Genomic DNA, 20,627 nt, shown 5'->3' on the forward strand with positions numbered 1-20,627 from the left:
GGACGAGGAGGGCGGCCGTGGGCGCCACCGTGACCTCCCGGGCCCTGGCCCTGCTCAGCGCCTTCGACGAGCACCACCGGCAGCTCACCCTCACCGAGCTGGCCCACCGCGCCGGGCTGCCGGTGCCCACGGCGCACCGGCTGGCCGGCGAACTGCTCGCCTGGGGCGCCCTGGACCGCGCCTCGCCCGGGTCGGCGCACTACGTGGTCGGGCGCCGGCTCTGGGACCTCGGCCTGCTCGCCCCGGTGCAGACCGGGCTGCGGCACGTGGCCTCACCCTTTCTGCACGACGTGTACGCCGCCACGCTCGCCACCGTGCACCTGGCCGTGCGCGACGGCGACGAGGTGCTCTACGTCGACCGGCTCTCCGGCCGCCAGTCGGTGCCGGTGGTCAGCGAGATCGGCTCCCGGCTGCCGCTGCACTCCACCGGCGTGGGCAAGGTGCTGCTCGCCCACGCCCCGGCCGACGTGCGGCGGCGGGTGCTGGCCGCACCACGCCGCATCACCCCGTACACGATCACCCAGCCCGGGCGGCTGGCGGCGCAGCTCGACCGGGTGCGCCGGGACGGTTACGCGCAGACCGTGGAGGAGATGAGCCTGGGCGGCTGCTCCGTGGCGGTCCCGGTGCGTCAGCGGGTGCGGGGCACGGTGCAGGTGGTGGCCGCGGTCGGTCTCGTCGTCCCGCATCTGAGACGCGACAAGCCCCGGCTGGTGGCCGCACTCACGGTGGCGGCCGAGGGGATCAGCCGTTCGCTGCGTTGACCTGCGGCCCGGCGGACGGCGAGATCTCGATGTCCCGGGCCGGTCTCGGCCGCCCCAGGTAGTAGCCCTGGGCCAGCTCGCAGCCGATGGCGACGAGCCGGTCGAGCTGTTCCTGCGTCTCCACCCCCTCGGCCACCACGTCCAGGCCGAACGCGTGGGCGGCCGTCACCATCAGCTGAACCAGGGCCTGGGTGGCCGGTTCCTGCGAGCGCAGGAAGCTCTGGTCGATCTTCAGGGTGTCCACCTGGAGCTTCTGGAGCTGGCCGATGCTGGTGTAGCCGGTGCCGAAGTCGTCCAGGCTGACCGCCACCCCCAGAGCCCGCAGGTCGCCCAGGTGCGCGTCCGCGGTGGGCTCGTCGAGCAGCACGGTCTCGGTGATCTCCAGCACCAGCCGGGACGCCGGCACGCCGCTCTCGTGCAGGGCCTGGCGCACCTCGTCGACCAGGGTGCGGGAGGCCAGGTGCCGCGCCGAGATGTTCACCGCCATCGTCACGTCGCCGTGCCCCTGCGGGTCCTGCCGGGTCCAGGCGGCCAGCTGCCGGGTCGCCGTGTCCAGCACCCACCGGCCGATCTCGCAGATCAGCAGGCTCTCCTCGGCGGTCGGGATGAAGTCGTTCGGCGGCACCATGCCGCGCTCGGGGTGCCGCCAGCGGATCAGCGCCTCGTAGGAACGCAGCCGGCCGGTGGCCACGCTCATCACCGGCTGGTAGTGCAGCTCGAACTGACCGCCGGCCAGCCCGGCCCGGATCTCGGCCTCCAGCCTGGCCCGGGCGTCCAGCTCGGCCCGCAGCGCGGCGTCGAAGATCTCCACCCGGCCCCGGCCGTTGCTCTTGGCCCGGTAGGCGGCCAGATCGGCGTCCTGGAGCAGTTTCTCCGGGTCCACCTCGCCGTCGCGGGCCAGCGCGACACCGACGCTGGCGCCCACCGAGGCCTTGCCGGCCACCGTCATGATCGGCGCGCTGACCGCCGTCACCAGCCGTTCGGCGATGTCCATCAGCTCCGCCGGTGACGGCACCGGGTCGATCAGCACCACGAACTCGTCGCCGCCCTGCCGTCCGATCACGTCCCCGGCACGCAGCACGCTCTTCATCCGCTCGGCGGTCACCCGCAGCACCTCGTCGCCGGCGGCGTGGCCGAGCTGGTCGTTGACGCGTTTGAAGAAGTCCAGGTCGACGAACAGCAGGGCGACCTCGCTGCCGCTGCGCCGCGACCGGTGCATCAGGGCGCCCAGCAGCTCGCGGATGTAGGCCCGGTTCGGCAGGTCGGTCAGCGAGTCGTGCGCGGCCTGGTGCTCCAGGTCGTCGCGGTAGGCGTCGCGCTGCCGGGTGGACACCTGGAGCTGGCGCATCGACAGCCACATCCGGGCCGGCACCAGTACCGACAGCAGGGTGGAGGCGATCGCGATCGGCAGGTGGTTCAGGTTCAGGTCGCGGACGTAGTCGAACATCAGCACGCCGGGCACCACCAGCAGGGCGCCGTACATGGCGACCAGGCGCAACGGCGACACCACCCAGCTCGGGGCGGTGTCGCGCCGGGCCGCCACGGAGGCCGCGCGCAGCGCCCCGTAGCCCCAGCCCACGTACATCAGCAGGTAGAACGTCTCGAACCAGCGGTGCTGCGGGCTCAGCGTGCCGGCGCTGGCGCCGTAGACCACGTTGCCCACCAGACCGCTCAGCACCCCGCAGGTCAGCGCGGCCGTGGCCCAGCCCTCGACCGGCGCGGGCGTGCTGGTGATCAGCCACACCGCGGCGGCCAGCATGCCGATCGTGGTGACCGGGTAGAGCAGGCCCACCGTCTCGGCCAGGTCCAGGCCGTCCTGGAGCGGCTGGAACAGGGCCACCCACAGCACCAGCCCGCCGCCGCAGGTGACCACCGCCGTGTCGAGCAGCCCGGCCGCGTCGATCCGCCGCCCGCGCTGGAGCAGCACCAGGGCCAGGGCCGCCGCCACGTTGCCGCCGAGCCATCCGGCGTCGGCCCAGCTCGGGTACGACATCGGGACGTCGTGCCAGGCCTGCCAGGCGGCGTGCCCGTCGGCCAGGGCGCTCAGGCCGGAGCCGAGCGAGAACACCAGCCAGGTGCCGCGCCGGGGCCGGTCCAGCCAGGCCGCGACGAGCACGGCGAGCGCGCTGGAGAGGCTGACGGCCACCTGGGCCACGCTGCGCGGTGCGCCCCCGGGCACCAGCCAGTAGCCGCCGATGAGGACGGCGGCGACCAGGAGGTAACGCCGTCCGGCGTCGTGGCGCATGGACCAGCGTTCGGTGTCCCGCACGAGGGGATGTAGCCGCCGGGCGGCGGGCCACCCGGCCGGGCCAGCCGCCACGCCGGGCGCTCGACGCTCGGTGAACACGTCGAACGGGGGACGCCCGGCGTGGCCACCTGGTGCGGCGGATCGCCTCAGAAGCCGATCGGCAGACCGGCGTAGTTCTCGGCCAGTTCCCGCGCGGCCGCCTCGCTGGTGGTGACCCGGCGCAGCTGCGACAGCTGGAGCTGGGCGTCGAACGGGTCGCCGCCGGTGTGCAGCATCGTGGTCATCCACCAGGAGAAGTGCGTGCACCGCCAGACCCGGCGCAGCGCGGTGCCCGGGTAGGCGTCCGCCAGGGCGGGGTCGCCGCGCAGCAGCCAGGAGGCCAGGGCCGGGGCCAGCAGGGCGACGTCGGCGACCGCCAGGTTCAGGCCCTTGGCACCGGTCGGCGGCACGATGTGGGCGGCGTCGCCGGCCAGGAACAGGCGGCCGTGGCGCATCGGCTGCTGCACGAAACTGCGCATCGGCAGCACGCTCCTGTCGGTGATCGGCCCCGGCGTCAGCTGCCAACCGTCCTGCCCGTGGCCCAGCCGGGTCGCCAGCGCCTCCCAGATCCGGTCGTCGGGCCAGTCCCGCACCGGGGTGCCGTTCGGCACCTGGAGGTAGAGCCGGCTGACCGTGGCCGAGCGCATCGAGTGCAGCGCGAAACCGTCCGGGTGCCAGGCGTAGATCAGCTCGTCGGTGGACGGTGCGACGTCGGCCAGGATCCCCAGCCAGGAGTACGGGTAGGTGCGCTCCCAGGTCTGCCGCACGGCCTGCGGCACGCTGCCCCGGCTGGGCCCGAACGAGCCGTCGCACCCGACCACCACCTCGGCGTCCAGGCGCTGCCGGTGGCCCTCGGCGTCCTCGAAAGTGAGGTAGGGCCGCTCCGATTCGGCATCGTGCACGGCGGTGTCCCGGACGCCGTACAGCACCGGCTGCCGTACGGCGGCGCCCAGGTCCTTCTGCACCTCGGTCTGCCCGTACACGGTGACCGAGCGGCCGATCAGTGTCTCGAAGTCGAGATGGTGCCGTTCGTGCGGCCATTGGAGATGGATGCCGCGATGCCGGTCGCCCTGCGCGGCCAGCCGTCCGCCGAGCCCGGCCGCGGTGAGCACGTCGACGGTGGACTGCTCGAGGATGCCCGCCCGGATCCGCGACTCCACGTGGTCCCGGGTGCGGGTCTCGACCACCACCGAGTCCACCCCCTCGGCGTCGAGGAGGTGCGAGAGCAGGAGACCGGCCGGGCCGGCGCCGACGACGGCAACTCGGGTGCGCATGGGCGTCAGTGCACCGCACCCGTGGCCGGGCCGCGCGGCGGGGCTTTCACTGGGCGGAATCCTCCGGCGGTTCCGCGGCGGCCGGGGTCAGCTTGTCCAGGCGGGATTTGAGCAGTGGACGACGATCAGCATTGCCCGGCAGGCCCACGTACTTCTCGCCGAAGGCCGCCAGCAGCGCGTCGTCCAGACGGCGGACGGCGCCCGGCGGGTACTTGTAGTCCATCCGGGTGTTCAGGTCGAGCTCGTTCACCGGCACCAGCACCTCGGTGAGCTCCGGCAGCGAGGTGATCGCCAGCTCGGCCAGCAGCCCGGCGATCCAGGTGTAGTGCTCGGTGCGCGACCAGCCGGCCTCCGGGTACTGCCCGGCCAGGAACGCCGCCAGCTCGCGCGCGCCGATCCGGGAGTCGTCGTCGGCGGTGTCGCGGCCGGAGGTCTCGGTGTGCCCGGGGTGCTCGTCGCCGGCCAGCGCCCGGGTCTCGGCCAGCCGGTCGCGGATGATCGAGAACTCCTGGTCGGCCAGCTCCAGCAGGCCCGCGGCGAGTGTGAAGCGGCGGTCCAGCTCCGGTGCCTGCTCGGCGGGAACCGTTCCCTTGTAACGGATGTCGTGCTCGAACTCGGCCCAGGCGTGCTGGAGCACGGTGCGCACCTGCAACGACGCGTGCTTGCCGCGCAGCGGCTCGTAGCCCGAGTGACCCTCCCGGGCCGCGTCCAGCGCGATCAGCATGTGCCGGCTGCGGTAGCCGAAACGGCCCTGCTGGGCGACCATCTCGCCCATGTCGCGGTCCTTCTTCACCAGCAGCTGGTCGTGCATCAGGTCGGCCACCACGTCCACGTCGCCCTGCACGTAGGTGATCACCCGCACGCCGATCTGGTCGTTGATCTCGTGCAGCGGGTCGGTGTACACCAGCTCGCCCTCCGGCGTGCGGCGCGAGGCCTTGCCGGCGAACGAGGCCACCGTCTTGGCCCGGCCGGTGACGCTCAGGTAGTTCATCCCCGCTTCGTCGAGGATCGAGGTGACCAGCGCGACGAACCGGTCGGCGCCGTCGGACAGGGCGGGCTGGCGCAGCGCGTACTCGCGCACGGCGACCGAGACCGGGTCTTCCTGCGCGTCGTCGCCGGTGCCCGGCTCCAGGCCCTCGGGCAGCGTGGGGGTGACGATGTAGCCGTGCTCGGCGTCGCCGTAGGTGGTCATCATCTGCGGGTGCCGGGCGGCCAGCAGCGCCACGTAGGCGCAGATCACGGCGTCCACCTGGTCCTCGACCACGCGCAGCTCGCTCTTGCGCACGGCCGTGCCGGCGGCCTCGATCAGCTCCGGCCAGCGCGAGCCCGGCCGGTCCAGGTGCAGGGCCGGCTCGGCCCCGGCCAGCCCGCCGACCAGGCCCATCAGCCGCAGCAGCTCGGCCTGGAGCAGCTCCCGGCCGCGGCCCGGCTTGGCCTTGTACTTCAGCGTGCGGCCGAGCCGGAACAGCGACACGGTGGCGGCGTGCGGGTACACCTCGACGGCCCGCCGGCTGCGGCCCGAGCGCGGGTTCATGTCGAGCTTCAGCGCCGAGGCGATGCGGGCGCCGCGGGGCACGCCGGAGAACTCCGGCTTGGTCGTGTTCACCGGGTGCGCCCCGGCGTGGAACCGGGCGAAGTCCTTGTTCAGGGCGGCCTCGGCGGGCCGGTTGCCGGTCTCGTTGCGCACGATCAGCGGGGCGTCCAGCGCGACCACGCAGTCCCCGGCCGTGTACGGCCCGAGCGCGGTCAGGATCTCCTCGTCGGTCTGCGCGCAGCTGACGTGGACCAGTCCGCCGTCCTCGTCGAGCACGGCCAGTCCGGTGGGCTTGCGGTCGCCCCAGGCGAGATCCACTCCGACGTAGTACACGAGGGCCAAGCCTGCCGTATCCCCGGACCGCGCGGTGCAGCCGGTCACCGCCGACTCACCGCCGACTCACCGCCCACTCACCTCCACCCGCCCCTTGCCAGCGCGCTTGGCCTCGTACATCGCCTCGTCGGCGGCGTTCAGCAGCTGCGGCACGGTGCTGCCGGAATCGTCGGTCGCCGACATCGCCACCCCGATGCTGGCGCCGATCCGGCAGAAGCTCCCGTCGATCTCGAACGGCTCGGCCAGCGCCTCGACGATGCGCTCGCCGATCGCCGTGGCCGTCTCCAGGTAGCCGACCCGGGGCAGCAGCACGGCGAACTCGTCACCGCCCAGCCGGGCCACCACGTCGCTGGAGCGCACACAGGCGGCGATCCGGTCGGCCACCTGCACCAGCAGCTCGTCACCCACCGCGTGGCCCAGGCTGTCGTTCACGCCCTTGAACCCGTCCAGGTCGACGTAGAGCACGGCGACCGCGGCGTCGTGCGGGGGCGGCTGGCTCAGCGCGTCCTCCAGCCGCCGCCGCAGCACCTGCCGGTTCGGCAGCCCGGTCAGCGGGTCGTGCGAGGCCTCGTGCCGCAGCCGCTCGGTCAGCTGCATCCGGGCGGTGATGTCCTCGATCATCGTGATCAGGTAGGGCTCCCGGCCGGCCGGGCGCACCACCGAGGTGGACAGCAGCCCCCACAGCTCGCCGCCGTCACCGCGGTGGAAGGCCCGCTCGCTGGTGATCGAGTCGCCGCCGGTCCCGAGCAGCTCGCGCAGGTCGGCGGCCGCGCCGTCGGCGTGGGCCGGCGTCATCAGGTCGGCCAGCCGGCGGCCCACCAGGGCCGGTTCGGTGGTGTTCGCGAACCGGCACAGCGCCGGGTTGGCCCGCACGATCCGGCCCGGGTCGCCCTCGTCGAGCGCCACGATCGCCATCGCCATCGGGGCGAAGTCGAAGGCCAGCCGGAACCGGTCCTCGCTCTCCTGGAGCTCGGCCTCGGCGCGCAGCACCCGGGTCAGGTCGACGATCACCGCGATGTAGGTCTCCACGGCGCCGTCCGGCCCGAGGATCTGGGTGAGGCTGCCCTGCGCCTGGAAGAGGGAGCCGTCCTGGCGCAGACAGGTCCAGCGCCGGCTGTCGTGCCCGGTGCGGGTCAGCTCGTCGCCGATCGCCAGCAGCGGGTCCTCGATGCCGGTGTCGCTCATCGCCCGCTCCAGATCGCCGGGGGCGTGGTAGATCGAGGGCGTGTGGACGCCGACCACCTCGTCCGCCCGCCACCCCAGCATCTGCTCGGCACCGCGGTTGAAGAAGGTGATCAGCATGCTGCGCGCGTCCGCCCCGACGATCGCCACGTCCTGCACCGCGTCGAGCACCCCGGCCAGCCGCTTGCGCTCCTGGTCCAGCGCCGACTCCGCCTCCCGGATCGCGGTCACGTCCAGCACCGTCGAGCGCAGCTGGGCCGCGCGCCCGGCGGTGTCCCGGTCCACCCGGTTGCGCACCAGCACGGTGCGCTCGGTGCCGTCCGGGCGGATCAGCCGGAACTGCATGTGCGGCATCTGGCCGCTCTCGTGCACCCGGGCCAGGCCGGCCGCCACCACGTCGCGGTCGTCCGGGTGGATGGCTGCCAGATAGGTCGCGGGGTCCGGCGGCACCGCCCCCGGGTCCCGGCCGAGCTGGGCGTACAGACCCGCGCTCCACCGGGTCTCGCCGGTGGCCAGGTCGATGGCCGACGAGCCGAGCCCGGCGATCCGCTCGGCCTCCACCAGGTCGGCGCTGCCCGCCCGGGTCAGCTCCAGCAGGGCGCTCTTCTGCTCGGCGGCGAGCACCACGAACAGCGTGCAGAGCGTGGCCGAGGCCAGGACCACCTGCATCGCCAGGGTCTGCGCGGCGGGTGGGTCCTGCACCACCGGCCCGAAGCCGTGCAGGGTGCAGGTGGTGGCGATCAGGGCCATCAGGATCAGCGAGGCCATCGCCCGCAGCGGCCCCAGCCGCAGCCCGCCCCAGATCAGCGGCAGGGCACAGATGAAGGCCGGCACCACCCGCTGGTCGGAGGAGAACACCCCGGCGGTGACCAGCCCGACCACGGTGAACTGGGCGGCCCACTCCAGGTTCAGCCGGTGCCGGCGGATTCCGGTGAGCAGGCCGCGGGCGTCGGGGGAGCCGAGGAACAGCGGCGAGACCATCAGCAGGCCGAGCGCGTGGCTACGCAGGTAGCCGTGCCACAGGGCGAAGCTGGAGGTCTCCGCGGGGACGCTCTGCACCAGGGCGAACACCGCGGCGCCGAAGGCCACGCCGGTCACCGCGCAGAGCGTGAACCGGAACGCCGCCCGGGGTGAGTCGAGCACCACCCCGCCCGGCAGGGCCCGCCGCAGCAGCACGCTGATCAGCAGCACCTCGCCGACCGTGGCCACCTGGATGCCGGCCGCGGTGAGGGGCCCGTAGTAGGTGCTGACGTTCGCCAGGAACTGCCCGCAGGCCAGCGCCAGCAGCACCACCGGCCACAGCCGCGCCCGCAGCCGGGCCAGCAGGGCCACCCCGAACCCGGACAGCGGCCACCACAGCGACACGTGCACCGACGGGTCGCGCAGCAGCCGCAGGCCGAGCATCGACAGGGCCAGGGCCGCGGCCAGGCAGGCGCCGAAGAGCAGCACGGCGTGCACGACCGGCGTCCCCGCGGTCGCGTCGTCCTCGCCGCCGGGCCGGCGGAGGGCCGAGATCGGCACCTGTGACGGATCGGCGGAGAGCGGGCGGAACTTGAAGCGGGCACCACCCCCGCACCGCACCTGACCAGCCAGGTGAAGCCGGTGTGAAGCGGTCGGGCGGGCCGGGAACGGGTGGGCCGGGTCACTCCGCCGGGTGCCGTGATCGGCCAGGATTTCGCCGGGCCGCCTGTGTACGGTGGCCGCACCAGAAGACTTGCGGAGGTCACGACATGAGAAGGCCATCGGCACCCGTGCCGGCCGGAGCCGACCCGACGCTCGCCGCCGGCCACCCGCCGGCCACCGACGAGGTCGTCACCGTCTGCCGGGACCTGTTGCGCATGGACACCAGCAACTACGGCGACAGCAGCGGCCCGGGCGAGCGCCAGGCCGCCGAGTACGTGGCCGGGCTGCTGGCCGAGGTGCAGCTCGAGCCGCAGGTGTTCGAGAGCGAGCCGGGCCGCACCAGCGTGATCGCGCGGTTCCCGGGCGCCGACTCGTCCCGTCCCGCCCTGCTCGTGCACGGCCATCTCGACGTGGTGCCCGCGCAGAAGGACGACTGGCGGATCGACCCGTTCTCCGGCGAGATCGCCGACGACTGCCTGTGGGGTCGCGGCGCCGTCGACATGAAGGACATGGACGCGATCATCCTGTCCACGGTGCGGCAGATGCGCCGTGAGGGCCGCAAGCCCCCGCGCGACATCGTGCTGGCCTTCATGGCCGACGAGGAGGCCGGTGGGGTCAAGGGCTCGCACTGGCTGGTGCGCAACCACCCGGGCCTGTTCGAGGGCGTCGACGAGGCGGTCAGCGAGGTCGGTGGCTTCTCGGTGGAGCTCCAGGGCCGGCGCACCTACCTGCTCCAGAGCGCCGAGAAGGGCATCGCCTGGGTGCGTCTGGTGGCGAAGGGCCGGGCCGGTCACGGTTCGCAGGTCAACACCGACAACGCGATCACGCACCTGGCCGAGGCGATCGGCCGGATCGGCGCCCACCGCTGGCCCACGGTGATCCCGGCCACGGTGCGGGCGTTCTTCGAGGGTGTGCGCGAGCAGACCGGCGTGGAACTGCTCAGCGGCGAGGAGGTGGACGTCGACAAGCTGCGCGAGATGTTCGGCACCACCGCCCGCTGGCTCGAGGCCACCGTGCAGAACACCGCCAACCCCACGGTGCTCGAGGCCGGCTACAAGCACAACGTCATCCCCGGCTCGGCGTCGGCCCTGGTCGACTGCCGTTACCTGCCCGGGCAGAAGGACGAGCTGATGCGCACCCTGGCCGAGCTGGCCGGCGAGCACGTCGAGGTCGAGGTGCTGCACGGTGACGTGGCGCTGGAGGCCGGGTTCGAGGGCGGCCTGGTCGACGCCATGAAGCAGTCGCTGCTGGAGCTCGACCCGGGCGCCGCGGTGCTGCCGTACTGCCTGTCCGGCGGCACCGACAACAAGGCGTTCAGCCAGCTGGGCATCCGCGGCTACGGGTTCGCGCCGCTGAAGCTGCCCGCCGACCTGGACTTCGCCGGCATGTTCCACAGTGTCGACGAGCGGGTGCCGCTGGAGTCGCTGCGGTTCGGCGTGCGCACGTTCGACCGGTTCCTTCAGCTGGCCTGAATCCGTAGCCGGCCTGAATCCGTCGTGGTCCGTGCCCCGGGCGGGGCACGGACCACGATCGTTCTCAGAACGTGCGCTCGACGCGCATGATCCGGCGGCGCAGCCAGACCCGGCGCCCACCACCGAACGAGAGCTGGACCCGGGCCAGCTCCCAGCGGCCGTACTCAGCCTGCTCGGTGAGCAGCTGCCGGGCCTCTGACCTGCCGGTTCCGCGAGGTAGGTTGATGATTCGGTATTCGTAGTCGGCCGAGAACGGCACTGCTCCGGCATCGGCCGGACGCACCCTGGGGACGAGATCACGCACGTTGTCGCTCAAGGCAGCTCTCTTCGTCGGTATTCCTGATCGTTCCTTCTGCCGCCGGCCGACACGGCCTCACGGCCCACCGGCGAGAGCCAGGTCTCTCCATGTCATCACGAACCGATACGGTCATGCCATGACGACGGAGCCCCGAGCTGCTCTTGACCGCCTGATCGCTGCTCTCGAGGCGCACCTGAACGCCGCCTCCGCGCGGACGGGTGAGGCCGACCCGGCGGTGGTCGCGGCCTACCAGACCCTGGCCGATGCCTTCGAGACCTACGACGAGTCGCTCTACGACGCGTTCGACGAGGTGACTCCGTTCGTGCTGTACGACGACGCGGAGGACGCCGGCGAGGACGAGGACGACGACCTGGAGGACCTCGACGACGACCTCGACGACTACGAGGACGACGACGAGGACGACACCGACGACGGCACCGACGGGGCGGACGACGACGCGGACACCCCCGCGCCGGCGCAGCGTCCCTAGGTAGTTCCGCCCGGACCGCCGGTCATGCCCCCGGGGCGGACCGGCTCTTCGTGTTGTCCGGAATCTGCCCGGAATCTGCCCGGAACCGGCGCCGCCTGAGAACTGGACTACCCCCAGGTAGTCGCGGCACCCCATAACCAACGTGCCACCGGCGTCCCCAGTTCCTGGTGATACGGAATTCGGCAAAATCGCGCGTCCTCGCGTCGTCCCCGAAAAAACTTTTGGCCAACTGGTAAACCGCTGCGCCGCAACGACTTCGGCCGGGCGGAGTGGCCAGGACGGCCGACGGTGGATGAAAATTCACGCGTCTCGGATTGACCGCACCCCGTTCCCGCCAGCACCATTTCACTGTCAGTCCCCAGCCGATTGCGCTCGGTCGCCGTGACCTCTCTTGTCACCTCCTCGACCGCCCCGGCTCGGAGTCTCCGGGCATGGACGCCCGATCCAGCAATCGCACCTCCCCGACGCCGCCCTACGACGCCAGGAGAGAAGCTCATGAGCGAGGATTCAACGTCCACCGCCACCGTCACGCCACCCGGCGGGACCCGGCTCGACGGTCTTCAGATCAACCCGGAAAATCCTGCACCACAGCCGCATTGGCGAGCCGACATCGAGGCGTCCCTGGTCGTCTTCCTGGTCGCCCTGCCGCTGTCGCTCGGCATCGCCGTCGCCTCCGGCGCCCCGGTGGTGGCCGGCATCATCGCCGCCGTCGTCGGTGGCATCGTCACCGGCCTGATCGGTGGTGCCCCGCTCCAGGTCACCGGTCCCGCCGCGGGTCTCACCGCGGTCGTGGCCGGCCTGGTCTCCGAACACGGCTGGCGGGTCACCTGCCTGATCACCGTGCTGGCCGGAATCGTCCAGATCGGCTTCGGCCTGACCCGGGTGGCCCGCGCCGCCCTGGCCATCTCACCCGCCGTCGTGCACGGCATGCTCGCCGGCATCGGCCTGACCATCGTGGTCGGCCAGCTGCACGTGCTGCTCGGGGGCGACTCCCGCAGCTCGGCGCTGGAGAGCATGCTGCACCTGCCCGGCCAGATCCTCACCCTGCACACCGCCTCGGCGCTGCTCGGCCTGGGCACCATCGCACTCAACCTGCTCTGGCCACGGGTCACCCGGTTCCTCGGCCCGCTGCGCACGGTCCCGGCACCGCTGGCCTCCGTCACCCTGATGACGCTCGCCTCGCTGCCGTTCACCGTCGAGCGCGTCGACCTGCCGGGCAACCTGCTGACCGCCGTCCAGCTGCCGGAACTGCCCGCTACGTCGTGGTTCCCGGTGGCCGTCGGGGTGATCACCGTGGCCCTCGTGGCCAGCGTCGAGACGCTGCTCTCGTCGGTCGCGGTGGACAAGATGCACGGCGGCAGGCGCGCCGACCTGGACCGGGAGCTGATCGGCCAGGGCTCGGCGAACATCCTCTCCGGCCTGGCCGGCGGCCTGCCGGTGACCGGCGTGATCGTGCGCAGCGCCACCAACGTGCGGGCCGGTGCCAGGACCAAGTGGTCGGCCGTGCTGCACTCGGTCTGGGTGGCGCTGTTCTCCGTGGTCCTGGTCTCGGTGGTCAAGCAGATCCCGCTGTCGGTGCTGGCCGGCCTGCTGGTCGTGATCGGGCTCGGGCTGGTCAATCTCGGCCATCTGCGCTCGGCGCACCGGCACGGCGAGGGTGCGGTCTGGGTGGTCACCCTGGCCGGTGTGCTGCTGCTCAACCTGCTCGAAGGGGTGCTGCTCGGCCTGGTGGTGGCGCTCGGCTTCGCCGCCCGCCGCTCGATCCGCGCCCACGTGCAGGTCATCGCCCCGCCCCGGCGCGGAACCGAGGACGACGAGGAGCCCCGTTCCTGGCGCGTCGTGCTGGCCGGCACCCTCACGTTCGTCGCCGTGCCGAAACTGGCCCGGCGCCTGGGCGCTGTGCCGGCCGGCGCCCCGGTGCGGCTGGAGCTGGAGGTGGACTACCTCGACCAGGCGGCCTCGGAGCACCTGCTGGACTGGGTGGCCGGGCACCGCCGCGGCGGCGGCACCGTGGACCTGCGGGAGCAGGGCGCCCCCGTGCTCAGTGAGCTGCTCGGCGGCGGAAAGCTGCCGCGGCAGCGGGTTCTCGCCGACGGCCCACCGGCCTCGGTGGCGCCGTGGAACCACGGCCGGCTGGAGATGGGGGCCGAGCCGGCACGTTCGCGCCTGCCGGTCCTCGACGGCGTGGGCACCTTCCACGACCGGCTGGCCCCGCGGATCCGGGGCGTGCTGCACGGACTGCGCGAGAAGCAGTCCCCGTGCACGCTGTTCATCACCTGCGCCGACTCGCGGGTGGTGCCGAACCTGATCACCCACTCCGGCCCGGGCGACCTGTTCACCGTGCGCAATGTCGGAAACCTGGTCCCACTGCCGGATTCCGGTGCCGGCGACTCCACCCTGGCCGCGGTCGAGTACGCCGTGGGGGTGCTCGGGGTGACCACCATCGCGGTCTGCGGGCACTCCGGCTGCGGCGCCATGCGCGCCCTGCTGGAACCCGACGACGGGGCTGTGGGGGCCGTGGGTGCCCTGCCGGGCTGGCTGGAGCACGCCACCGACTCGGTCGAGACCTACCGTGAGCAGGGCGGTTCCGCCGACGTCGGCGCCCTCGCCCAGGTCAACGTCGTCGTGCAGCTGCGGCACCTGATGGAGCACCCCCTGGTGCGTCAGCGGGTCGGCAACGGCGAGCTGGAACTGGTCGGGATGTTCTTCGACATCGGCGAGGCCGAGGTGCGCGTGCTCGACCCGCGGTCCGGCGAGTTCAGCCCGCCCGCCGGGGCCTGATCACGGACCCGTTGCCGTGCGCGCGAGACCGGGCGCGCGGCAACGGGTCTCACCGGTTCGATCACCGGGCCGATCACAGGGCCGACAGCGAGACCTCGTCGAGCACGGCGAGGATCTCCGGCGGCAGCTCCACGTCCTCGCTGCCGAGCGCCTGCCGCAGCTGTGAGGCGGTGCGCGCCCCGAGCAGCACGGCGCTGATGCCCGGGCGGTCCCGGGCCCAGGCCAGCGCGATGTCGAGCGGGGCGAACCCGAGGCCGTCGGCGGCGGCGATCACGGCGTCCACGATCCGCCGCGACGACCGGTCCAGGTAGGGCTCCACGAACTGGGCCAGGTGCGGTGACGCGGCCCGGGAGTCGGCCGGGGTGCCGTGCCGGTACTTCCCGGTGAGCACCCCACGCCCGAGCGGCGACCAGGCCAGCACGCCCAGGCCCAGATGCCGCGCGGCGGGCAGCAGCTCGTGCTCGGCCTGCCGCTGCATCAGCGAGTACTCGGTGTGCACGGCCGCCGGGCAGGTGCCGGGGGCGCCCGACGCGGCCAGGGCGGTCTGCCAGGCCGCGAGATTCGCCACCCCGGCGTAGCGGGCCCGGCCCGAGCGCACCGCCGTCTCCAGCGCCGAGAGCGTCTCCTCCAGCGGCACCGCGGTGCTCCAGCCGGGGGCGGTCCACAGGTCCACGTGGTCGGTGCCGAGCCGGCCGAGCGTGGCGTCCAGCGCGGTCAGCAGCGAGCGGCGGGACAGGTCCGGGCCCTGCCGGTGCAGCGGCACCACGGCCTTGGCCGAGATCACCAGCTCGTGGCGGGCGCCCAGGGTGTCGAGCAGTTTGCCCAGGGTCTCCTCGCAGGCCCCGGCCCCGTAGCGGCTGCCCACGTCGACCAGCGTGCCGCCGGCGTCGAGGAAGTCCCTGAGCTGCTGCGCGGCCTCGTCCTGCGTGGTCTCCCGGCCCCAGGTCATCGTTCCCAGGCCCAGGCGGGAGACGCGCAGACCGGTGCGGCCCGCGTAACGCTGCTCCATAGCGTGTCAACCTAGCGCGCGGGGCCTGACAAAGTGGCCCCCATGAGCTCCGTCGGATATCTCGATGCCGTCGTCCTCGGTGTGGTCGAAGGCCTCACCGAGTTCCTGCCCGTGTCCAGCACCGGCCACCTCACCGTGGCCGAGGGGCTGCTCGGCCTGAAGATCGACGACCCGGCGGTGACGTCGTTCACGGCCATCATTCAGTTCGGTGCGATCGTCGCCACCTTCCTCTACTTCCGCCAGGACTTCGTCCGGCTGGCCCTGGCCTGGCTGCGCGGGATCGGCCCGGCCCGCGGCCGGCACTGGTCGCCCGACCCGGACTACCGCTTCGCCTGGCTGGTGATCCTCGGCTCCACCCCGATCGTGCTGGTCGCCCTGGCGGCGAAGGACCTGGTCGACGGCCCGCTGCGCAACCTGTGGGTGGTGGCCGGCTCGCTGATCGCCTGGAGCGCGGTGATCTGGTGGGCCGAGCGCAACCCCCGGCAGAAGTACGAGGAGACCGAGCTGGGGGTGAAGCAGGTGCTGATCATCGGCCTGATGCAGTGTGTCGCCCTGGTGCCCGGCGTCTCCCGTTCCGGCGCCACGATCTCGGCCGGCCTGATGGTCGGCGCCACCCGCGTCGCCGCCACCCGGCTGTCGTTCTTCCTGGCCGTGCCCGCCCTCACCGGTGCCGGCGTCTACTCGCTGAAGGACGTGGACACCTCCGTGGTCGGCTGGGGCCAGCTGGCGGTCGGCACGTTCGTCTCGTTCGTGGTCGCCTACGGCGTCATCGCCTGGCTGCTCAAGCTGGTCGCCGGGCACTCGATCGCGGTGTTCAACCCGTACCGGATCGTGGCCGGCCTGGCCGTGATGGGGCTGCTCGCCACCGGCGTCCTGTCCAGCACGTAGGCTTGTCGCTCGTGCCCACAGTTCTGCTGGTCCGCCACGGCCGTACCGCCGCCAACGCGAGCGGCGTCCTGGCCGGCTGGACCCCCGGCGTCGGGCTGGACGACACCGGCCGGGCCCAGGCGGCCACCCTGGCCTCCCGGCTGGAGCGGGTCCCGGTCCGGCTCGCCGTCGCCAGCCCGCTCCAGCGCTGCCAGGAGACCGCGTCCACCCTGCTCGGCGCCGGTGACGATCGCCCGCCCCTGCTCACCGACGACCGGCTGGGGGAGTGCCGCTACGGCGACTGGACCGGCCGGCCGCTGAAGGAACTGGTGAAGGAGGAGCTCTGGCCGGTGGTGCAGTCGCACCCCTCGGCCGTGACCTTCCCCGGGCCGGAGGGCGAGTCGATGCCCGACATGCAGCACCGGGCGGTCGCCGCGATCCGGGAGTACGACGCCCGGGTGGCCCGCGAGTTCGGTGACCACGCGGTCTGGATGGCGGTCTCGCACGGTGACGTGATCAAGGCCGTCCTGGCCGACGCCCTGGGCATGCACCTCGACCAGTTCCAGCGCATCGTGGTCGACCCGTGCTCGGTCTCCGTGATCCGATTCACACCGCTGCGGCCGTTCGCCGTGCGGGTCAACGACTCGGGCACCGACCTGGCAGCTCTGGTGCCCGCCCCGCCCCCGCCCGGTGCCGCACCGGAGTCCGACGCTGTCGTCGGCGGTGGCGCGGGCGGTGCGGCACCCACGTCCGGAACGTCGTAGGGTCCCGTCTATGCCGCGCCAGGTGTACGAGTACGAGTCACCGGACCGGTTCGTCGCGGGGACGACGGGCCAGCCCGGATCACGCACCTTCTTCCTCCAGGTCCGTGCCGGTAACCGGCTGACCACGGTGCAGCTCGAGAAGCAGCAGGTCTCGGTGCTGGCCGAACGGGTCGACGAGCTGCTCGACGAGGTGCTGCGCCGCAGCCAGGGCAGTGCCACGGTGCCCGCCCTGGCGCCCAGCCGCACCGAGGACACGGCCCCGCTCGACACCCCGATCGAGGAGGAGTTCCGGGTCGGCACGATGAGCCTGGCCTGGGACGGCGAGCTGGAGCGCGTCGTCATCGAGTGTTTCGAGGCGGGCGAGAACCCGGCCGAGGACGAGGACGAGCTGCCCGACAACGACGAGGACGCCGAGGGCGCGGTGCTGCGGGTGTCGCTCGCCGGCGCCGCCGCCCGGGCCTTCGCCAAGCGGGCCCTGGCCGTCGTCGGGGCCGGCCGCCCGCCCTGCCCGTTCTGCACGTTCCCGCTCGACCCGGAGGGGCACATCTGCCCGCGGGCGAACGGGTACCGGCGCTGAGCTCCGCCGTGGACGAGCCGGAACTGCTCAAGCTGCTGGCCGAGGGCGAGATCGACGTCCTGGGCCGGATCACCGGTGCCAGCAACGCCACCCTCTACGTCTCGGTCACGCTCGACGGGGCCGCCACCGGTGCCGTCTACAAGCCGATCTCGGGCGAGAAGCCGCTGTGGGACTTCCCGTCCGGCACCCTCGGCCTGCGTGAGACCGCCAGTTATGTGCTGTCGGCGTACAGCGGCCTCGACGTCGTCCCCCCGACCGTGTTGCGCGAGGGGCCCTTCGGGCCCGGCAGCGTCCAGTTGTGGGTCGACAGCACAACCGAAGACGACGAGGAGCCCGCGGACGAACCCGGCCCCGGCCTCGGGGGCATGCCGCAGGCCGTGGAGCCGGTGATGGGTGAGCCCGGTGCCGGCGTCGTCGACGTGCTGCCGCCGCGGGCCCTGCCCCCGGACTGGAAACGGGTGCTGGTGGCCGAGGACGCCGCCGGCGACCCGGTGGTGCTGGCCCACGCCGACGACCCGGGCCTGCGCCGGATGGCGCTGTTCGACGCCGTGGCGAACAACACCGACCGCAAGGGCGGCCACATCCTGCGCGGCCCGGGCGGCCGCATTCTCGGCGTCGACCACGGGCTCACCTTCAATCTCGACGACAAGCTGCGCACCGTGCTGTGGGGCTGGGCCGGGGAACGGCTCGGCGACGAGGCGCAGGAGGTGCTCGACCGGCTGGTCACCGACCTGAGCGCCGACGGCGAGCTGCGCACCGCCCTGCTCGAGCTCCTGGACGACGACGAGGTCGACCGCACCGCGCGCCGGGCCGCCCAGCTGCTGCGGCGCGGGCGCTTCCCGAAACCGCCGGGCGACTGGGCCGCGATCCCGTGGCCGCCGTTCTGAGCGGCTTTTATTCCCGAAACTTGGCCTGTACCAGCACAGACTTACTCCGGGGCGTCAGTTAGGCTCCCAGCGTGATCCCCTGGCCTTCTCCCGCTGTTCCCCGTCTGCCCGGCTCCGGCGAACCGGTCCGTGTCTTCGACTCCTCCGAGCGCACGCTGGTCACCACGCGGCCCGAGGGCGAGGCCCGGATGTACGTCTGCGGGATCACCCCGTACGACGCCACCCACATCGGGCACGCCTCCACCTACGTCGCCTTCGACCTGCTGCACCGCGCCTGGCTCGACGCCGGGCACGAGGTGTTCTACGTGCAGAACGTCACCGACGTCGACGACCCCCTGCTGGAGCGCGCGAACGCCACCGGCGACGACTGGCGGGCCCTGGCCGACCGGGAGACCGCCCGTTTCAAGGACGACATGATCGCCCTCGGGGTGATCGCCCCCCGGGTGTTCATGACCGCGGTGGAGTCGGTGCCGCTGGTGGTCGAGGCCGTGCAGAACCTGGTCAAGGCGGGCAAGGCCTACCTGGTGCCCACGCCGGACGCGCTGAACCCGGGCGCGCAGGACGTCTACTTCGACGTCACCGCCGACCGCGACTTCGGCCGGGTGGCCAAGCTGCCCGCCGACGAGGCCCGGGCCACGTTCGCCGAGCGCGGTGGCGACCCGGACCGCCCGGGCAAGCGCAACGCCCTCGACCCGCTGCTGTGGCGGGGGGCCCGCGACGGCGAGCCCTCCTGGGACGGCGAGACGCTGGGCGCCGGCCGCCCGGGCTGGCACATCGAGTGCGCCTCGATCGCCCTGGAGCACCTGGGCATGGGCTTCGACGTGCAGGGCGGCGGCGACGACCTGCTGTTCCCGCACCACGAGATGAGCGCCTCGCACGGCCAGGTGATCACCGGCGACGCCCCGTTCGCCCGGCACTACGCCCACGCCGGCATGGTGCGCCTCGACGGCGAGAAGATGAGCAAGTCACGCGGCAACCTGGTGTTCGTCTCGAAACTGCGCGGTGCGGGCGAGGATCCGCAGGTCATCCGCCTGGCCATCCTGGCCCACCACTACCGCACCAGCTGGGACTGGACCGACGCGAACCTGGCCGCGGCCCGCACCCGGCTGGAGCGCTGGAAGGCCGCCCTGTCCCGGCAGGAGGGGCCCGACCCGGAGCCGGTGCTGGCCGCCGTGCGCGCGGCGGTCGCCACCGACCTGAACGCCCCGCAGGCGCTCGCCGCGGTGGACGCGTGGGTGGACGAGCAGCTCACCACGGGCGGCCCGGTCGAGGGGGCGCCCGGCCTGGTCAGCCGCACGATCGACGCGCTGCTGGGCGTCCGCTTCTAGAACCCGGAAAATCAGGGACGCCGGTGGTCACCCACGTGGGTGACCACCGGCGTCCCTGATTCGGTTCTCTGGTCCGGTGCTCAGAGCATGCCGGGCTTGCCGCCCTCGTCGTCGGGACGCCGCCGGCGCAGGTACCGCTCGAACTCCTTGGCGATCGCCTCACCGCTGGCCTCGGGCAGGTCGGCCGTGTCCTTCGCCTGCTCCAGCTGCCGCACGTACTCGCCGATCTCCGAGTCCTCCTCGGCCAGCTCGTCCACACCGCGTTCCCAGGCCCGCGCGTCTTCCGGCAGCTCACCCAGCGGCACCGTGACGTCGAGAACGTCTTCGATGCGCCGCAGCAGGGCCAGCGTGGCCTTCGGCGACGGGGACTGGCCCACGTAGTGCGGCACGGCGGCCCACAGCGACAGGCTGGGCAGTCCCGCCTTCATCGCCGCGTCCTGGAGCACACCCACGATGCCGGTCGGCCCCTCGTAGCGCGACGGCTCGACCGCCAGCTTGTCCAGCAGCCGTTCGTCGTCGCTGGTCGTGGTCACCGGGATCGGCCGGGTGTGCGGCACGTCGGCCAGCAGTGCCCCCAGCGTGATCATGGTGCCGACCTTCAGCTCGTCCGCGTAGTGCAGGATCTCGCCGATGAACCGGCGCCACCGCATCGACGGCTCGATGCCCCGGACGATGACGATGTCGCGGTTGCCGCCGGGCGGCCGCGCCCAGTACAGGCGGGTGGTCGGCCAGGTGATCGTGCGCCGGCCGTCGTCGTCCGTGCCCACGCTGGGCCGGTTGACCTGGAAGTCGTGGTACTCCTCCGGATCGAGCTCACCGACGCTCTGCGCGCCCCAGACCCGCTCCAGGTGCGCCACGGCTCCGCTGGCGGCCTCGCCGGCGTCGTTCCAGCCCTCGAAGGCAGCCACCATCACGGGGTCCCGCAGGGGCGGCACTCCCGACAGATCCGTCACGCCTTCTCCTCGCTTCACATCCTCGTCCTGGACGGTGTCTGCACCGCCCTCGCGGCCCCAGCCTACGGGCGGGGCGGGCCGGTCCGCCCCCGACGCTCTAGACTCGGCACGCGAGCTTCCGCCCGCGTCATCCCGATGACGACGGTGAGTGAGCGCTCAGGGCAAACCGTGTGCGGCGACGGCGTCACGGACGGTGCCCGGTCCACG

At 72.8% G+C, this 20,627-nt stretch carries 16 protein-coding genes; 9 read left to right on the forward strand and 7 right to left on the reverse strand.

The window, feature by feature from the left end:
* Positions 1 to 17: 17 nt before the first annotated feature.
* Positions 18 to 761 (forward strand): IclR family transcriptional regulator, encoded by a 744-nt coding sequence (locus KIH74_RS23415; RefSeq protein WP_214158275.1) that lies wholly within the window; start codon positions 18 to 20, stop codon positions 759 to 761.
* On the opposite strand, the gene KIH74_RS38855 is transcribed toward KIH74_RS23415, so the two are convergent.
* The 4 genes from KIH74_RS38855 to KIH74_RS23435 all read right to left on the reverse strand — a co-directional run bounded on the left by KIH74_RS38855 (position 742) and on the right by KIH74_RS23435 (position 8,892).
* On the reverse strand, positions 742 to 3,030 hold the full coding sequence (locus KIH74_RS38855) for a putative bifunctional diguanylate cyclase/phosphodiesterase (RefSeq protein ID WP_214158276.1): 2,289 nt from the start codon (positions 3,028 to 3,030) through the stop codon (positions 742 to 744). The genes KIH74_RS23415 and KIH74_RS38855 overlap by 20 nt on opposite strands.
* Before the next feature lie 125 nt (positions 3,031 to 3,155).
* Complete coding sequence (locus tag KIH74_RS23425; protein WP_214158277.1) at positions 3,156 to 4,322, reverse strand: 4-hydroxybenzoate 3-monooxygenase; 1,167 nt, start codon at positions 4,320 to 4,322, stop codon at positions 3,156 to 3,158.
* A 46-nt stretch (positions 4,323 to 4,368) separates the two neighbouring features.
* Complete coding sequence (locus KIH74_RS23430) at positions 4,369 to 6,189, reverse strand: DUF429 domain-containing protein (RefSeq protein WP_214158278.1); 1,821 nt, start codon at positions 6,187 to 6,189, stop codon at positions 4,369 to 4,371.
* A gap of 66 nt (positions 6,190 to 6,255) precedes the next feature.
* Positions 6,256 to 8,892, reverse strand: coding sequence for a diguanylate cyclase domain-containing protein (locus KIH74_RS23435; RefSeq protein ID WP_214158279.1), 2,637 nt, complete (start codon positions 8,890 to 8,892; stop codon positions 6,256 to 6,258).
* A gap of 209 nt (positions 8,893 to 9,101) precedes the next feature.
* Here KIH74_RS23435 and KIH74_RS23440 point away from each other — a divergent pair, with 209 nt between their 5' ends.
* Positions 9,102 to 10,466: a M20/M25/M40 family metallo-hydrolase gene (locus tag KIH74_RS23440; RefSeq protein ID WP_214158280.1), complete on the forward strand. Its 1,365-nt coding sequence runs from the start codon at positions 9,102 to 9,104 to the stop codon at positions 10,464 to 10,466.
* Between the two features lie 64 nt (positions 10,467 to 10,530).
* On the opposite strand, the gene KIH74_RS23445 is transcribed toward KIH74_RS23440, so the two are convergent.
* Positions 10,531 to 10,782 (reverse strand): DUF5703 family protein, encoded by a 252-nt coding sequence (locus KIH74_RS23445; RefSeq protein ID WP_246572953.1) that lies wholly within the window; start codon positions 10,780 to 10,782, stop codon positions 10,531 to 10,533.
* 118 nt (positions 10,783 to 10,900) lie between these two features.
* Between KIH74_RS23445 and KIH74_RS23450 the strand changes: the two genes are divergently transcribed.
* Together KIH74_RS23450 and KIH74_RS23455 are read left to right on the forward strand one after the other, a co-directional pair.
* Entirely contained in the window at positions 10,901 to 11,254 is a 354-nt protein-coding gene (locus tag KIH74_RS23450) for a primosomal protein (RefSeq protein ID WP_214158281.1), read from the forward strand.
* A 495-nt stretch (positions 11,255 to 11,749) separates the two neighbouring features.
* Complete coding sequence (locus tag KIH74_RS23455; RefSeq protein ID WP_214158282.1) at positions 11,750 to 14,035, forward strand: SulP family inorganic anion transporter; 2,286 nt, start codon at positions 11,750 to 11,752, stop codon at positions 14,033 to 14,035.
* Positions 14,036 to 14,108: 73 nt separating this feature from the next.
* On the opposite strand, the gene KIH74_RS23460 is transcribed toward KIH74_RS23455, so the two are convergent.
* Positions 14,109 to 15,044, reverse strand: coding sequence for an aldo/keto reductase (locus tag KIH74_RS23460; RefSeq protein WP_214158283.1), 936 nt, complete (start codon positions 15,042 to 15,044; stop codon positions 14,109 to 14,111).
* A 42-nt stretch (positions 15,045 to 15,086) separates the two neighbouring features.
* On the opposite strand from KIH74_RS23460, the gene KIH74_RS23465 reads away from it, so the two are divergent.
* The 5 genes from KIH74_RS23465 (at position 15,087) to mshC (ending at position 19,467) form a co-directional block, all read left to right on the forward strand.
* Complete coding sequence (locus tag KIH74_RS23465) at positions 15,087 to 15,932, forward strand: undecaprenyl-diphosphate phosphatase (protein WP_214158284.1); 846 nt, start codon at positions 15,087 to 15,089, stop codon at positions 15,930 to 15,932.
* An 11-nt stretch (positions 15,933 to 15,943) separates the two neighbouring features.
* Entirely contained in the window at positions 15,944 to 16,675 is a 732-nt protein-coding gene (locus KIH74_RS23470; RefSeq protein WP_214158285.1) for a histidine phosphatase family protein, read from the forward strand.
* Between the two features lie 10 nt (positions 16,676 to 16,685).
* Positions 16,686 to 17,252 (forward strand): DUF3090 domain-containing protein, encoded by a 567-nt coding sequence (locus KIH74_RS23475; RefSeq protein WP_214158286.1) that lies wholly within the window; start codon positions 16,686 to 16,688, stop codon positions 17,250 to 17,252.
* Positions 17,222 to 18,139 carry an SCO1664 family protein gene (locus tag KIH74_RS23480; protein ID WP_372492122.1) on the forward strand — a complete coding sequence of 306 codons (918 nt, stop codon included), beginning with the start codon at positions 17,222 to 17,224 and terminating at the stop codon, positions 18,137 to 18,139. Before KIH74_RS23475 ends, KIH74_RS23480 begins: the two co-directional genes overlap by 31 nt.
* A 71-nt stretch (positions 18,140 to 18,210) precedes the next feature.
* Complete coding sequence (mshC, locus tag KIH74_RS23485) at positions 18,211 to 19,467, forward strand: cysteine--1-D-myo-inosityl 2-amino-2-deoxy-alpha-D-glucopyranoside ligase (protein WP_214158288.1); 1,257 nt, start codon at positions 18,211 to 18,213, stop codon at positions 19,465 to 19,467.
* A gap of 80 nt (positions 19,468 to 19,547) precedes the next feature.
* Here the strand turns inward: mshC and KIH74_RS23490 are convergent, their stop codons facing one another.
* Positions 19,548 to 20,420: a PAC2 family protein gene (locus tag KIH74_RS23490; RefSeq protein ID WP_214158289.1), complete on the reverse strand. Its 873-nt coding sequence runs from the start codon at positions 20,418 to 20,420 to the stop codon at positions 19,548 to 19,550.
* Between the last annotated feature and the right edge of the window lie 207 nt (positions 20,421 to 20,627).

The organism is Kineosporia corallincola, assembly GCF_018499875.1.
Lineage (GTDB): Bacteria > Actinomycetota > Actinomycetes > Actinomycetales > Kineosporiaceae > Kineosporia > Kineosporia corallincola.

What these genes read in the sequence shown, in the direction of transcription:
- KIH74_RS23425 (WP_214158277.1), bottom strand. Translation starts at nt 4,322, where the DNA reads ATGCGCACCCGAGTTGCCGTCGTCGGCGCCGGCCCGGCCGGTCTCCTG.
- KIH74_RS23440 (WP_214158280.1), top strand. Translation starts at nt 9,102, where the DNA reads ATGAGAAGGCCATCGGCACCCGTGCCGGCCGGAGCCGACCCGACGCTC.
- KIH74_RS23450 (WP_214158281.1), top strand. Translation starts at nt 10,901, where the DNA reads ATGACGACGGAGCCCCGAGCTGCTCTTGACCGCCTGATCGCTGCTCTC.
- KIH74_RS23455 (WP_214158282.1), top strand. Translation starts at nt 11,750, where the DNA reads ATGAGCGAGGATTCAACGTCCACCGCCACCGTCACGCCACCCGGCGGG.
- KIH74_RS23460 (WP_214158283.1), bottom strand. Translation starts at nt 15,044, where the DNA reads ATGGAGCAGCGTTACGCGGGCCGCACCGGTCTGCGCGTCTCCCGCCTG.
- KIH74_RS23465 (WP_214158284.1), top strand. Translation starts at nt 15,087, where the DNA reads ATGAGCTCCGTCGGATATCTCGATGCCGTCGTCCTCGGTGTGGTCGAA.
- KIH74_RS23475 (WP_214158286.1), top strand. Translation starts at nt 16,686, where the DNA reads ATGCCGCGCCAGGTGTACGAGTACGAGTCACCGGACCGGTTCGTCGCG.